11 protein-coding genes and 1 pseudogene are annotated in these 15,964 nt (G+C 28.7%); 5 read left to right on the forward strand and 7 right to left on the reverse strand.

Features of this window, described 5'->3' with window-relative positions; all coding sequences use genetic code 4:
- Nucleotides 1-12: 12 nt before the first annotated feature.
- The 5 genes and pseudogenes from EXC34_RS00205 (at nt 13) to EXC34_RS00225 (ending at nt 10,238) form a co-directional block, all read left to right on the forward strand.
- A complete protein-coding gene (locus tag EXC34_RS00205) occupies nt 13-222 on the forward strand; it encodes a hypothetical protein (protein WP_096386484.1) in 210 nt (69 codons plus the stop codon).
- A 14-nt stretch (nt 223-236) separates the two neighbouring features.
- Entirely contained in the window at nt 237-968 is a 732-nt protein-coding gene (locus tag EXC34_RS00210) for a 2-oxo acid dehydrogenase subunit E2 (RefSeq protein ID WP_129687408.1), read from the forward strand.
- A gap of 1 nt (nt 969) precedes the next feature.
- Nucleotides 970-1,200: pseudogene (locus EXC34_RS00215) on the forward strand (biotin/lipoyl-containing protein); the annotation flags it as partial.
- A gap of 102 nt (nt 1,201-1,302) precedes the next feature.
- Nucleotides 1,303-9,288 (forward strand): FtsX-like permease family protein, encoded by a 7,986-nt coding sequence (locus EXC34_RS00220; protein ID WP_129687409.1) that lies wholly within the window; start codon nt 1,303-1,305, stop codon nt 9,286-9,288.
- Nucleotides 9,288-10,238, forward strand: coding sequence for an ABC transporter ATP-binding protein (locus tag EXC34_RS00225; protein ID WP_129687410.1), 951 nt, complete (start codon nt 9,288-9,290; stop codon nt 10,236-10,238). Before EXC34_RS00220 ends, EXC34_RS00225 begins: the two co-directional genes overlap by 1 nt.
- 12 nt (nt 10,239-10,250) lie before the next feature.
- Here EXC34_RS00225 and EXC34_RS00230 read toward each other — a convergent pair whose 3' ends face one another.
- From EXC34_RS00230 to EXC34_RS00260, 7 genes are all read right to left on the reverse strand, one after another.
- A complete protein-coding gene (locus tag EXC34_RS00230; protein ID WP_129687411.1) occupies nt 10,251-10,685 on the reverse strand; it encodes a hypothetical protein in 435 nt (144 codons plus the stop codon).
- A complete protein-coding gene (ylqF, locus tag EXC34_RS00235) occupies nt 10,678-11,538 on the reverse strand; it encodes a ribosome biogenesis GTPase YlqF (RefSeq protein WP_129687412.1) in 861 nt (286 codons plus the stop codon). Before ylqF ends, EXC34_RS00230 begins: the two co-directional genes overlap by 8 nt.
- Nucleotides 11,538-11,777 (reverse strand): MAG0865 family DivIVA-related protein, encoded by a 240-nt coding sequence (locus EXC34_RS00240; protein WP_129687413.1) that lies wholly within the window; start codon nt 11,775-11,777, stop codon nt 11,538-11,540. Before EXC34_RS00240 ends, ylqF begins: the two co-directional genes overlap by 1 nt.
- Nucleotides 11,767-12,489: a TrmH family RNA methyltransferase gene (locus EXC34_RS00245; RefSeq protein WP_129687414.1), complete on the reverse strand. Its 723-nt coding sequence runs from the start codon at nt 12,487-12,489 to the stop codon at nt 11,767-11,769. Before EXC34_RS00245 ends, EXC34_RS00240 begins: the two co-directional genes overlap by 11 nt.
- Nucleotides 12,482-13,003: a tRNA (cytidine(34)-2'-O)-methyltransferase gene (locus EXC34_RS00250; RefSeq protein ID WP_129687415.1), complete on the reverse strand. Its 522-nt coding sequence runs from the start codon at nt 13,001-13,003 to the stop codon at nt 12,482-12,484. The genes EXC34_RS00245 and EXC34_RS00250 overlap by 8 nt, the downstream gene beginning before the upstream one ends.
- Nucleotides 13,004-13,084: 81 nt before the next feature.
- Nucleotides 13,085-14,551, reverse strand: coding sequence for a trigger factor (gene tig, locus EXC34_RS00255; RefSeq protein ID WP_129687416.1), 1,467 nt, complete (start codon nt 14,549-14,551; stop codon nt 13,085-13,087).
- Nucleotides 14,552-14,644: 93 nt separating this feature from the next.
- Nucleotides 14,645-15,895, reverse strand: coding sequence for an HAD family acid phosphatase (locus tag EXC34_RS00260; protein ID WP_129687417.1), 1,251 nt, complete (start codon nt 15,893-15,895; stop codon nt 14,645-14,647).
- Nucleotides 15,896-15,964 lie beyond the last annotated feature (69 nt).

The following is a 15,964-nucleotide window of genomic DNA, read 5'->3' on the forward strand; positions in this document are numbered from 1 at the left end:
GAGGCTAGCATTATGTCAAATCAAAACGAAGAAAAAAAACAAGAAAGTGCGCCAGCAGTTGTTGGTCTAATTAAAGTTTCAGATGAATTACTAGATCTTTCATCATTTAAAAAACCTACAAAAAAAACAGAACCTGTTGCGGACGTTGTTAAAAAAGATGGTGAACTTACACCACGTGAAAAAGCTATCTTAGAAAGATTAAAAGCTAAAGCTGAAAAATAATTGAAGGAATAAATATGGCAGAAATTATTCAACCAAAAGCATTGGAAGCTAAAACCGAAAAAATAGCCCCAATTCGTAAAGCTATAGCAAAAAACCTAAAACAAGTAATGGATTCAATCGCTTACGTATCATTAACACGTAAAGGCGATGTGTCTAATTTATGAGACTACCGTAAAGCTAATTTAGCCAGTGTTCAAGAAAAACATGGTGTTAAATTAACATTTTTATCTTGAATTATTAAAGCTACATCAATCGCATTGACTGAATTTCCAGCTTTTTTAGGAAATTGAAATTCAGAAACTGGTGAAGTTACATACCCAGATACTGTAAACATTAATATTGCAGTGGATACACCATTTGGCCTTGTTGTGCCAGTTATTCGTGAAACTGAAAAATTAAGTATTGTTGAAATACAAAAAGAAATTATTCGTGTTGCGGATTTAGCACAAAATAGAAAACTTACAATGAAAGATATGGCTGGTGGCCACTTTACAATTACAAACGTTGGTTCAGTTGGAGCGATGTTTGGTAATCCAATTCCAAACTTAGGACAAGTTGGAATTATAGCAGTTGGAACAATTGCTGATGAAGTTAAAGTTAATAAAGATGGCACTTTTGCGCCAACAAAACAACTTTACACTACTATAGCCGCTGATCACCGTTGAGTTGATGGTGCAGATATGGCTCGTTTAAATAATAGAATTTTAGAATTACTGGAAAAACCAGAATTGTTAGGAGAATTATAATATGTTTAGAATGAAATTTACAGACATTGGTGAAGGTCTACACGAAGGAAAAGTAGCAGAAGTTTTCGTTAAAGTTGGAGACGCTGTTAAAGAAGGTGATGTATTATTCTCAGTTGAAACTGACAAAATGACATCAGACATCCCTGCACCTACAACAGGTACAGTTGCTGAAGTTCTAATTGAACCAGGTCAAGAAATTACTGTTGGTGATGAAATTTTTGTAATTAACGAACAATAATTTTGTATAAAAACTAGCCCATTTTCGGGGTTAGTTTTTTTGTTTTCTTATACAAAATTAAATTTATAATTTAATACATAATTTATAAGAGGCCTAATGTGAAGATTATTTAAAGAAGTATTAAGATCGCTTAGAAAGAATAAAGTAGTTGTTATTGGGCTAAGTATATTAGTTTTTTTAACTTCTGCTATATTCACACTATTATCAAGTGTCAAAAATGTTATTTCTGGCGGGTTTGATAATTACAAAAATGTTTCAAAATTGCACGATGTTAGTGTTGATTTAAATTTGCCTAATCAAGGTTCTCCATACAATCAAGGTTATTATATAAATGGTGAAACAAGTGAAACGCTTGCAAACGATAAAAAGACTTCATATTCGCCAATCATTTATCAAGTTGATGAATCTTCTTTTAATAAATATAAAGAAATTTTCAATGAATATAGATACAAAGAATTCAATGACCTTGATTCTTCTTTGATTGATTCATACATAAAAATCAATGAATTAGGAATAAATGATCCAAAATATTTAGACTTGTTTGTAAAAAAAGACGATTTACTTAAATCGTATTCAGTTTATAAAGCTGAACAACAAAACCACAAAGAACAAACAATAAATTTCGATTTAAAATCTGTTGAGAACTTTAATTTTTCAACACAAAAACCTCTTAAATGACAACTTTACAAATTTGATGGAAAAAACTATCAACCTGTTCAAGATAAAATTGACGTAAATGTTAATGCAAAATTTAAAACACAAAATAATATAAAACTTGGCGATATTTTAACTATTACAAACATTGATAATGTTAGTTATTTTTCTCAAATATCGAATCTTTATGCAAATATTAAAGATAACACAATAACTTCAGATTATAAACTTGGTCAATTTTGAATTAATAATGACGAAGGCATAGTAATTAATGCAAATAAAATAATAAGTGCTTTAGGGTTAAAAAGAGTATCTTCTAACCCGCATGATTCTCAATATTATTCATACGTGATTGGTGACAAAGACAAATTTTTAGCCTTGGTTGATGTTGAAAATATTCAACAAATTAATGAAAAAACCTCATTAAAAAATGAGTTTGAATTTAAACAAATTTTCAATGAAAATTTCTCAAAAAGCTTTAATTCGTACATAAATCTTGAAGCAAACAAAAAGTATAATATTTCTCCTTCTTGAGTATCAAAAACTACTTTAAAAACAGTATTTTTACGCGATAACTATTACACAAGTTTTGTCGAAGGATTCGGTAAAGAAAAGTGGACCGGCGCATTTAAAACATATATGGATTCACTTGGTAAAATTAAGGTTGCAAATAGAAATGAAGTTTGAGATGAACTTGAAACATTTGATTATTGAAGAAAGAATAAAATTGTAGTATTAAAACCATATAAAAGAACTGTTGATGGCAAGTGAGAAATTGACGAAAATCAATATAAAACCAAAACAATTAGTCTACCACTAAGTTCCAATTTTGATTTTGCAGATTTAAAAACCATCAAATTATGAACAGACGACCCAAGAGTAAGACCGGACGGAAATAAATATAAAATCGACAAGAATAATTCGCAAAATATTATTGATATTTATTCAACTAACTTATATGATAGAGTAGCTAAAAAATTCAATAATTTAGATGATATTAATAAATTGCAATATCTATCGAATGAAAATATTTTAAATGAAAGATATTCAATAATAAATTCAAGAGCTTATGAATCAACTAAATCGGTTATAGTTGATAAAATACTAGCAAAAGTTGGCGAAGAAAATGTTGGTATAAGACAAACAATAACTGTCAATGCAGTTGATGAAAAAACAAATCAACAAAATGTATATCATTTTATTAATGCTGGAAATAATGCACACACAATTTCTGGAATTAAAATGAATGTGGGGGAACTTTATAATGAAAAAACTCACCCCACTTCATTAACAACTTTGAGCAATGAAGATAAACAAATATACAATTCAACTCAATTAAACTCATACATTTCTTCATTGTTAATTAATTCTATTTTTAAAAATTTATACCCTGACCCCAACTTCATCAATCCTATATATGAGTTTAAAAATGTTATAGATTTTAATCCTGAAACAAACAAAACACAAACATTTTTGAATAAAAAGATTGTTAAATTAGCAAACTATAGTAATGATGATAAGTTGCATAGTAATGAGCAAACAAATTATGGGATTGTTGGCTTTGCAAACAAATTCAAGATTGTTGAAAAAGTTGATGAAAATAACTATAATGTTAAATATTTCAATAAAATGCCTGTTGATGGAATGGATTTTGGAACATTAAATAATTTCTTGAAAAATAACAAATTAACTATCGCACTTAAATATATAAAAACAGATGGCGAGGGTTGAGTTACATCAAGCAAAGAATTTAACAACATCAAGTATATTCCAATTAAATATTTATCTCCAAAAGCAGAGCTAATGCAAGATATTTTAGCTAACGGTAGAATTGACGCACTTGCAAATGCTATTGAGAAATATTTATTAACGTCGGAACTTTTAAATAAATCATTTTTAACAAATGAGCAAATATTGGAAATTACCGATATACTGAAAATTGTATTGAATAAGCATAATTTTGCATCTGTTTTCGCAAGTGGAAAATTAAATCAAGGCATCATGCCAGAATTAATTTTTGACATATTATATGAATTGTCACACCATAAAAAAGGTAATTTACTGAAGTTAATTTTAGATAATATGTTGAACCAAGCTTTGACTTCCGTTGAATGAAATGGGTCTCTTGAAGAGCAAAAACAAAATCTAGTAATTGAGGTTGAAAATCTTTTCACTGTTCTAAAAGAAGCAATAAACATTGATTTAGGTAAGTTTATTTCACCAAAAACACTTGTTTATTCTTCAAAAAATCCAGTATTTTTTTCTGAATCTCTTGTTGAATTAATAAATTCAATCGATTTCAAAAAACTTTCAGAAAAAGCTAGAGTGTTTTTTGAGCAAACAAATAATAAAGCTAAACTACACCCTGAAAATAAACAACCCTACATTCATAAGTTAAGTAGTGGCGATGTTATCAAATGAGTTTTTGAGTCAATTGACCAAAAACAATTCAAAAATTCAATTGCGAGATTAATTAATAATCTTGATATGAGATATATTTTTGACATAAGAAATAGTGATTCAATCATATTTAAATTAGTGTCGCAATTTGTTCCTTCGCTATCTGATGGGCTTGAAAAAATAATAAGTAAAATTGACCAAAATAAAGATAATGAATTCATAAACGTCAAAAATGGACTAATTAATATTATAAATAGCATTGACTTTGAAATCCTTTCCGCCGAATTAAATAAATACCAAGTTGAAAAATTTATAGAATACACTGACAACTATTTTGATGTCGAAACTAATAAACAAGTTTCGAAAAAACACAATATTGTTTTAAACCAAATTTCTGCAAAAAATGGTATTTTAGCATTTATAAAATCGCTATTTTATGCCCCTGGTTCAAATAGAACGTTTAAAAATAATTTAATTGAGATGTTCAACCTTTCATCAAGTGTTGAAGTAAAAACAACACAAAATGGTTCAAAAGTATTTGTTCCTAAAAGCGACAATGATAAGTTATCATTCCTTGATTTTCTATCAATATTTAGTGGACTAAATAATTCAAGTAGTTCCACAGTGTTTAAAAACTATATTTATGAACAACTTTTATTGAGCATTAAAGATAAAATTTCAAAAAGTGATAAAACAATTAATTTTGATTTACTAAATAACGAAGAAACTCGTTTTATAAAAGAATTCGGAATTTTTAATGATAAAAATACCATTCAAGAAGCCTTAAATAAAGTAGATAATTTAATTACCTTTATCAAACAAACAAAAGGTGGTTCGAATTCGTTTGTTGATCCTAAAAACAAAACAGGTGCTGACCTTTTAGGTGATTTAATTCGCTTCAATGATGGTAACACTACTTGACAATTATTAAAACAACTAATTTCTTTAAATGCTGGTTTTGATATTCAAAATGATTATTCAGTTTCTGCACAAGCATTTGATATTTTTACTCCTTGATTGCAAATATTTTTAAATAAGGATGCAAACCAATCTGAGACCAATAAATTTGTTAAAGATTTATTAAATTTTGCTATATCGCCTTCAATTTTGCAACATATGCAAACTAAATCAAAAGGTGATAACATTCCATTTGTTGATAATAACGACTACTATATAACTGATGCCCTTTCAAACCCAAATAACAACACATTATTTAATACTGACGAAAATTACAATTTTTTAAACAAAGATGTTGAAAATTTAGCAAAAAACAATCCAAAATTTAGAAATTGAATTTTAAATAATAAGTTACTTTTAATCAATCAATTGGCTATGATTGCGTCAAGTCATAAATTCAGTGCAAATCAGAAATATCCACAAGGAATTTACTATGCTATTGTTAAACAATTTGTTGATAATTACTTGTCAAAACCCGAGTTTTATTCAATAGCGCCAATTGCCTTCAATTTAACATCTAAAATTGTTGTGAATATTCCTGTTGAAATTTTTGGTATTAATAAAATTTTAAGTAATCCAATATTAAGATTTATGTTTCCAGAAGTTGCTCTTACTTATTTAGCTTCACAAAGAGAAAATGAAAGTTTAATTAATGGAAACCTTGCTTACTTAGTTTTAAATAGAACTGTTGATTTTGAGTTATTAGCAAATGAGAATACTAATGAGTTTAAATTGCTTTCAAATTATCTTGATTTAGCCCTATCTGATAAAGATACATCTCTTATTCCATTAAACTTGGACAAAACCAAGAATTTAGTTATGGATGGTCCAGCTATTGAAAATATAAAGGAAAAATCATTCAAAATTCCCAAGGTTTTTGGCATTAATTTATTAAAAATTATTCCTGATATACTGCAAAATATAGTTGAACCAACTGAATTAAAAGAAATTGTATTTAATAGTTCATCAAGTTATGTAGCTAAAGCGAATTATGCTTATTTAATTAAAAATAACAAAGAAATTTTCAATGGAGAAATACCTAGTGATCCATTGAAAATTGATGATTTTATAAACAATTTAGATGAAAAATATTTATTAAACGTCAATGGAATAAAATTTGTAATTGTTGGCCAAGATATAACTGTTGATTATATGTATCCTGTTGTGGATGAAAACAATTTACAAGTGAATACGTCAAATCAAGCACTTGTTTATGTTAATAATTCTGGCTTTGACAGAATTAAGTTAGCATACGCTGGAAACGTTGTTAAGGAAGCCCTTTTAGTTAAAAATTCTACTCAACTAAGTAACAATGAATTGAAAACACAATTAACTGATATTGTTGATAGATCAATTAGCGATTCAAATAAATTACAAAGAGTATTTTTAAGTACAGAAATTGACCCAATTAACCCTGAAAGAGCGCTAAGACTTAATACTGTTGAATCAATAATTAAGTTAATATCAGTGGCGACAACTGCGTTAATTACCGGTTTATCTATTGTTGTCGGTGTTGCAATTATATTTGTTGTAAAAAGATACATTTCAAACAAAAATAAAGTTATTGGCATTTTAGTTTCGCAAGGTTATAGTGTTTCGCAAATTGCACTTTCACTAACTATATTTGCTTTGGTTACATCAATTATTGGTGGCGTATTGGGATATGTAATTGGAAATAGGCTCCAATTAACGCTATTGAGTGTGTTTTCTAATTATTGGACAATGCCAAAAGAAACAATTAATTTTGACTTAATAGCAATGATTTTTACAGTCTTTGTTCCTTTTATTTCAATGAGTATATTAATTTATATTGTTGCGCTTGTTTCACTAAGATACAAACCGGTCGAATTAATGTCAAATCAAGTTGAGCTTCCTAAATCAAAAACAATTCATAATTATCATAAATTTACAAAACGCGCTAATGTCAAATCAAGATTTTCAACGGTATTGGCTCTTGGAAATATTTGAAAACTTATTGCATTCTCAACAAGTGTGGCACTAACAAGTTCAGCTACAATATTTGGTATTGCTACAAGCAATGTGTTTAAAACAACTGTTTCAGATACATACAAAAATAGAAACTATTCATTCAAAATTGATTTAGAATCGCCAACTATTGAAGGCGGTTTATACACAACGTATCAACCTGAAAATCTTTACAAAAACTTATATACTCCAATTGGTGATTCGATAGAGTCTCAACGTGAATTAAATGATTTCTTTAAACCCGGATATTCAAATGTAGTCAATAAAAATGGCCTTAATGGAATTAAAAATGACTCAGATTCATACTATGATTCGCATATCTTAACACAATTTTCTGCTTCAATAAAAGTTGATGCTGGGGTCTCAGTTGACCCTTGACAAGTTGCTTACAATTCAATGCCTGACTCACAAAAAGCAAAAATTGATAAAGATAGAGATCGTGTTGGTGTTCTGCTTGAAAGAACCCAAATTGAGAACACAAAAAATAAATGAGATATTAATCCAATTACAAAATATGTCTCATTAAAAGATGAAAAAGGCAATAACTTAGACTTTTTCAAATATTATCGTTCACCATTTGAAAAACAAGGTAAATTTGTTTATGCGAAATGAAATGGGGCTGAGTACGAAATGCGTTCAGTAACTACTGAACAAAAAATGCGTGAATTATATAGAAAATTCCTATTAAATGGTTACAAAGCATTGCAAAATCGAATCAATTTGGAAACGAAAAACCCAGATTTAATTAAACGTCCTTCGACCAATTCAATTGAAAAACCTATTCAATACAATTATTGACTTGAAGATGCTGGGGAATTATATGGCCCAACAATTAATGATTATTTCATTAGTTTCGGCGGGGTTTATTTCAATGAAAATCACGACGAAGTTTATTCATATATTAAATCTAATTACAAAGGGAAAGATATTAAGGTATATGGATATAAACGTGATAGCAATTTTGTTAAATTGTTAAACGATAAAGGGCAAAATTTATATGAATCATTGTATAACTTCAACAATGAGCAATTGAACCCACTAGTTATTAACAAAGTAGCAGCTGATAACTATAATTTAAATCTAAATGATGTTATTGAACTTGAAATAAACAACCATATTGATAGATATCACAATGAAATACTAAAACAAATAGGCGAACAACCAATAAAACATAAAGCTAGATTTAAAATTGTTGGCATTAATCCAACGTATGTTAATAATGAATTTATAACAACTATTGATGCTGCAAATAAATTGATAGGTTTAGACAAGTTTTCTAATGGTAAAAATACACCGTTTAATGGTATTTTAACGAATAACTCTAACCCATTACAAGTGACTGGATCTACTGGATTATATTCAAGAAGTGGTTACTGGTCAAGTATAGATACTTTTAACACTGGCGCACAATCAATTGAAACTACAAAATCAATGTTTGATCAAATATTCAATCCTAAAAATGGTGTTTTATCAAGAACTCTAAATCAAGATCAAATAATGAAATTCTTAGATCCAACAAAAGATAAATTTGACGAAAATGCCTATAAATCAATTCGTGAGCAACCACAACAAGCAATTAGCAAGTTTGCCAATATATATGAAAATAAAGTTTATATTGCGCTTTCAAGTGCCATCGATTCTAAGGAAATTGAATCAGGATTCATAGGTCAAATTAGCAATACAATTCAAACAATAACTATTTCAATTATTGTTCTAAGCTTCAATGTTTCGCTAATTATTTTGATTATTATGTCAACAATAATAATTAGCGAAAATCAAAAAAATATTGCAATTTGGTCAATATTGGGCTACAAAAATAGAGAAAAATTGAAAATGTTCTTCCTTGTTTATATTCCATTTATTATTGCTGCAATTTTAATTTCAATTCCAATTTCAATTGCTATTATGGCTTCATTCAAGGCTGCATTACTAAGTTTTTCTGGCGTGGCACTTAACCTAGCTTTAAAACCAATTTATGTTTTATTAACTACTTTGATAATGTTATTAATATTCTTTGTTACTTCATTTATTACTTGAATTAGTGTAAATAAAATGAAGCCAGTTGACTTGCTGAAAGGAAAATAATGAACAAAAAAAGAAAATTAAATGATGAAGACAAGCAATTTAGCGATTTGCAGTCTTTAACTTCAATTGTTACATTAGAGACCAAAATTACAAAACACAATGTTTTGGATGTTTTTGAAAAATCCGGTAAAAGAAATATTATTGCTCCTTGAAGGGCTTATTCATATATTCGCAAAATCGGTAGAAAAAAACGCAAAAAAGACGGCAATGAAAATTTAACTAATTCATCTGGCAACATTATTGAAGTGCAAAATGTAACCAAAATTTATTCAACTGGCAATGTGTTAACAAAAGTTTTAAACAACATAAACCTTGAAATTAAGGCTGGCGAAATTGTTTTAATTTTAGGTATTAGTGGTGGGGGAAAATCAACATTGCTTAACCTGATTTCGGGATTAGATAGGCCAACTAAGGGCAACATTATTGTTGCAAACAAAAATTTACCCTACATGTCAGATCGTGAAATTACTAAACTTAGACGCGATAAGGTAAGTTTTATATTCCAAAATTACAATTTATTGGAAAATTTGAATGCTTTTGACAATGTGATGACCGGAGCATGACTTCAAAAAGATTTATCAAGAAGACTGGATTTAACCGATTTATTCAAAGAGTACGGCATGAGTGATGAAATTAACAAGTTTCCAACTGAAATGTCAGGGGGTCAGCAACAAAGAGTATCAATAATGAGGGCTTTATCAAAAAATGCTGAAATTATTTTTGCTGATGAACCAACCGGTGCACTTGATGAACAAACAACCAGAATTGTTTTAAATTCTCTTTACAAAGCAAATCGTGATTGAAAAACAACAGTAATTATGGTTAGTCACAACCCAGCAATGTCAGCAATGTGTCATAAAGTTGTACATATTGAAAAAGGTAATATAGTTCGGATTGATATTAATGAGAATCCATTGCATCCAGACCAAATAGGTTTATATAACGAATAAAAAACAACGCCCTTAATTTTCTGGGGTGTTGTTTTCATTTTGTTCTGATTCAAAAGGCATTAAATATTTGCTTGGTTTTGCTACAAAACCAAATTGAATTCAAGTTTTAAGTCTTTTGTTAATAGTTTTTTCGTCTGCTTGTTTTTCAAATGCTTTAAGTATGCCAATTAATAATATTGATTTAATTAAAAAGTAAATTGTGGCAATAGATAGAAGTGAAAATGAAACAATTGATAGGATTTTTACTCATTCCGCAAGGGTTTGCGATTTATTTGTTACTCAGCCATAAATAAGTGCTCCGGCAGTAAATATGGCAATTAATAAAATAAATATGCAAGATTGAAGAGTCATCATATTTCTTTGGCGTAAATGGTCGCCCCGGTATTCAATAACTTGTTTTCAAGCCATTATTTTATCATCTAATATTTGGTTATGTTTTTTAGTCATAGGTAACTCCTTTAAGTTCTTTGATTCAATTTAAAAATGTTGTGTATGCTCGATTAAGGTCAATTTTAGAGTTATTTTTAAAATTTTTTAAAACAGCAATATTATTAAATATATTATACTTTGTTATTTCATCTAAATTTTCGTATTGTTTAATGTTTATATTGAAATTGGTAAAAAATTTATCTGGATAATATGCGTGAATTACTTCAATAAATGAGTTGGCAAGAAATTGAATAGGAAAGATTTTAGTTTCAATTGAACCAATCATTGCTAATTTGGTGGCAGCTAGTTGGTTGTCTTGTTTTGGTAATAAAATACCAGGTGTATCCATAAAAAAGAAATTATCAATTGCAACTCATTGTTTTGAGCGAGTAACACCAGGATAATTTGCTACTTTTAATGTCTTTTTCTGACTAATTAAATTGATAAGAGTGCTCTTACCAGCATTAGGTATACCTACAACAAATGCCTTAATTTTCGGGTTAAGAAGACCTTTTGCCTTATCTTTTTTAACCTTGTCTAATGTTAATTTTTCAATATTTTTGATAATTATATTGCGCGATGATTGTTTTCGTAAATCAAGTCATAGAACCTTTGATCCTTTGAATCGTTTTTCAATCATTTCTTTTTTTGAAGTATCCATTAAATCTGATTTTGTAATAACAAATAATCTAGGTTTGCTTGGAGCAATTGAATCAAAATCTTCATTGTAGCTACTAATAGGGCAGCGAGCGTCTAAAACAACAACGAATATGTCTGCTAAAATTGCATTTTCCTTAATTTCTTTCATTCCTTTTGCCATATGGCCAGGATATCAATTAATTAAGTTTTGGTGTTCTTTATCAAAATTCATTAATTTTCCTTATTGTTCAAACTTCTAATGAACTCATTTTTTGATTTTTCGGCTTTTAGTTGTTCATTTTCGTCAATAATTTTTTTAATCGATTTAGTTAAATTTTCGTTTTTGTTTGTCAATTCATCAACTAATAGAACAAAATCATTGATTAAATTTTCAACTTCAGCACAACTATAGCCATTTAATTCCCTTGATAATTCCTTAAATTCTTGGATTAATTTATTTTTATCATTCATTTTTACCTCTTGCTTTATTTAATATTATACCCGTTGCAACAGATACATTCAAACTTTCAAAATCAATAGGAATATGAATTTTACTTGTCGCATATTTATAAAGATTTTTATCAACTCCATGACCCTCATTGCCTATTACAATAACTTTCTTTTCAGGGTAATTTATTGTATTAAAATCTTTTGAATCAGCATCTAATGAGGTTATATAAATTGGATAATTTTTTACTAATTCTTTTATAAATGATTCAGATTCGTTAATTTTAACAATCTTAATTTTAAATATTGCCCCTTGGGTTGAACGAATAATTTTAGGATTATAAACATTAACGTTCGTGTAAATAGTATCATAACCAAAAGCCACTGCTGTTCTAATTATTGTTCCGATATTTCCAGGATCTTGAACATTATCACAAAAAACTATGTTCTTTGATTCTTTATTTATTTGAGGTTTTTGACACAGTGCCACAAATCCCTCGGGATGGGTTGTTGTTGTAATTGATTTCAAAACATTATCTGTGATTTTAATTGAATTTTGATAGCAATTTGAATTGTTTAATTCAAAAATTTGAATAATTTTAATGTTATTTTTTATTGCTTCATTTATTATATTTTTACCCTCAATGACAAACAAATTCTCATCGCCTTTATTGATAATTTTTTTAACCTGCTTTATTGTTTCATTGTTGACGCTTGATATCGTTTTTTTATTCATTTAAGTAAAATTTGCCTTTCTGAGATTCAAAGCAACTAAGCCCCTCAAAATCAAGTTGTCTCATTATCTCAAAACCAATTATTGAAACACAGTTTGCTAAATTTAAACTCCTCATAGCTGATACCATTGGAATTCTTAAACAATTGGATATGTTTGATGAAAGAATTTGTTTATCAATACCTGTTGATTCACGACCAAACATGACCCAAATTTCGCGATCTTGCATTGCTACATTTTTGTAATCTGGTTCAACATATGACTTTTGCCCATATCTTGTTATATAAAAAATATTTTTTGATGAGTATTTTTTGTAAAAATCATCATAGGAAGCATGTATTTCATGTTGAATATCACTTAAAAGTCTGCCCGCTGCTGGCCTACTTAATCATTTTGGCAACAATTCAAAACCGATAGGTTTAATAATATGTAATTTTGCTCCTAAAGCATAACAAGTTCTAATGATATTTCCAGTGTTTGGGCAAATTTCGGGTTGATACAAAACAATGTGAAGCATGTTCCTCCTATTTAATATGTATATTTTAACAAATACGCGAAAATGTATATAAAACATCGCAAGTTTATGCGATGTTAGGGATTATTTTTTGTCTTTTTTCTTAGCTGCTTTTTCGATTTCTTTTTCTTTTTCTAGTTTTAATTCTTCAGCTCTTTTGTTTCATTCAATTGAAATTCTTGTTGCGTTAGTTTCAAGTTCTTTTTGAAGTTTTTCTAGTTTTTCTCCAGATTTTTCATCTTGTGATTTTACAAATGCAACAAATGCACGTTTTTCAAGAATACGTTCTGTAATTTGTCTTTTATTGTTTTCATCTTGCATGAAGAAACCGGTTAAGAAACTTGTTGGTAAACCTGATGACATTGATGTAATAGCTGCTCATTGTTCAATTTCTTCTTTTGAAACTTCTTTGCTTTCAACAACTGATTTTAATAAGTGTTGTGCAACTAATGTAAATGAAATGCTTTGTTTTTCTTCTTTAAATACTAATTCATTAAATTCTTTTTCATTTTTGTCTAGGATTTTTAGATAGTCTTCAAATTTAATACCTTGTTGTTTTAATTGTTGAATAACTTGTTTACGTTTTTCTTCAACTTGGTGGTGAACAAATATTTCATTGATGTTAATTTCGTTATTTTTCAATACTTCATTTGCGAATTCTTCAATGTATTTATTCAATGAAATTTCAATTTCGCTGTTTGTAATTACTCATTTAATAACATCTTTAGCTTCTTCGATTGTTTTTGCTTGTCCGGCACGAAGTACAAAAATATTGTCTTCAGTAAGTTTTGTTTCTTCTGGTCTTTTAGCTGCTACGATTTCAACTTCAAAAGTTGCTTTTTGGCCCGCTAATTTATCAACAGGGTATTTTTCTGGGAATGTTACAACTACTTCGCCTTTATAGCCAACTTTTTTATCTACAAGTTGGTCTTCAAAAGTATCGATAAAAGTTTTTGAACCAAGTTTTAATTCAAAGCCTTCTGCTTGCCCGCCATCAAAAGGTTCATTGTTTACGAAACCTTTGTAATTTAAAGTAACAGTGTCGCCAAATTTTGTTTTTTGTGTTGCTTTTAAAGGTGCTTGTAGTGAAGTTTCTTTTAATTTTTCATCAATGTATTCTTCAACATCTTTTTCAGTAACTTTTGGTAAGTCGAATTTAACTTTAACGCCGTCAAGTTTAATTTTTGATAAATCAACATCAAGTGGATAGGCAACTTCAAACACAACTTTTTCATCTGTTATTTCAATAACATTGATATTTGGTTGAGTAGCAATCACTCTGTCATTTTCTTTTTTTAGTTCTTCAAAAATATCTTTTAGGTTAGTTGATAGATATGAATTTAATGCATTTTCAAAAGCTTGTGGTTTTGAAATGTATTTTTTAGCAATGTCAGCAGGAACTTTACCTTTTCTAAAACCATCAATTTTTAAGTTTTTAACTAAATTTTGTAAGGCTTTTTCATGTAATTTTGATCATTGTTCGTCTTTTAATTCAATTGTTTTTCTTATTTCGACTTTTTTCTCGTCGATAACAATGTTTTTCTTAGCCATATAATCTCCTTATTTAATCTGAATAATAATATAATTGTATTATAAATTAAATTTATATTAATAAAAACAAAAGGGACAAGCGCCCCTTGATTGTTATTTACTATCCTGCGAAGTATTTCTAACTTCTTCTAATGCTTTTCAAACATCTTCAAATGATTCATAATCGTGTGCTCATCCACCATACATTGCGTTACCTGGGACTTGAACGTTAAATTGATGTCATGATAATTCCTCAATTTTAACATTTTCAGTGCTATCGTGTGTTGCTGTGCCAGTTACTTTTACACCCTTAGCGCCATCAATTTTTGTAAATAGATCATTAATTTGTTGTTTCTCAGCAAATTTAATATTTTCGCCTGATTTAGCGTTTTTGTATGCATCATCGAAGAAATCGTTAAAATCATCTCCAATTTTCATTATTACTTTTGTAACAATTTTGTCTCCCGATCCTTCCTGAGAAACACTGAAATTTCAACCATTTGGATTGTCACTTACTGCATTCATTCTTGCATTTTTTGAAGGTGCTTTTGAGCCAGATGGAAGTTTATCAACGCCTAATTCTAGAGCAGTTTTTCAAGGTGTTGGATCATATGTTTTGTCATCTTTCATTGGAACAACACCTCTTGTTCAAAACATTCAATCGTGTACAAATTGCTTTTTAACACCTACTTTGATTAAGTTATTTTTGATGCCATCAACAGAAGCTCTAAGTTGTCTAATGTTTGAGTTAAATAGAACAATTCCGCCATTTTCAAATACATGGTTAATAAAGTCTACAGCGCCAGGAACAGCTTTTCTGTTTCCTTTTTGGTCTATATTTTCCTTGAAATCTCTACTGTATTTTCCATTGTTTGCAATAACATTTGATGCTTGAGTGTATTCGTTAACTAGAACAGTTTCGTCAATATCCATAAATACAACAGGGATTGCTTTTCCGCTTTCAGGGTTTGAAACTTTACCAGAAGTTTTATCCACTTTGCCATAATCCATATTATCTTGAGTAGCTTTTTTCTTTAAGTTATCAAAAGCTGCTTTTGCCAATGTATATGCTTGCAGAGCAGCTGCTCTTTGTTCGGCAGATTTCACATAGAATAGGATTGAACCGGCAATATGTGCACCATCATTAAGTTGAGCAATAAGTTTTGCTTTGTCAGTGTTACTTAGTTTTAACTTACTAATTAAAGTTACTTTTTGAGGGGTAGTTAAAGAATCAACTTCTTTTGCTAATTGATTTCTTTTTTCAGCATTATTTAATGTTTTTGAATCATTTTTACAACTTGCAACTATAGAAGAAACACCAATAATTGGCGCTATACTTGCAATTAATTTGAACTTTTTATTCATTATTCTCCTTATTAGTACTAATTTAATTTTACTATTTAGTTGTGCTAAATAAAACAAAATTAAAAACCC

It is taken from the genome of Mycoplasmopsis bovigenitalium (assembly GCF_900660525.1).
Lineage (GTDB): Bacteria > Bacillota_I > Bacilli_A > Mycoplasmatales > Metamycoplasmataceae > Mycoplasmopsis > Mycoplasmopsis bovigenitalium.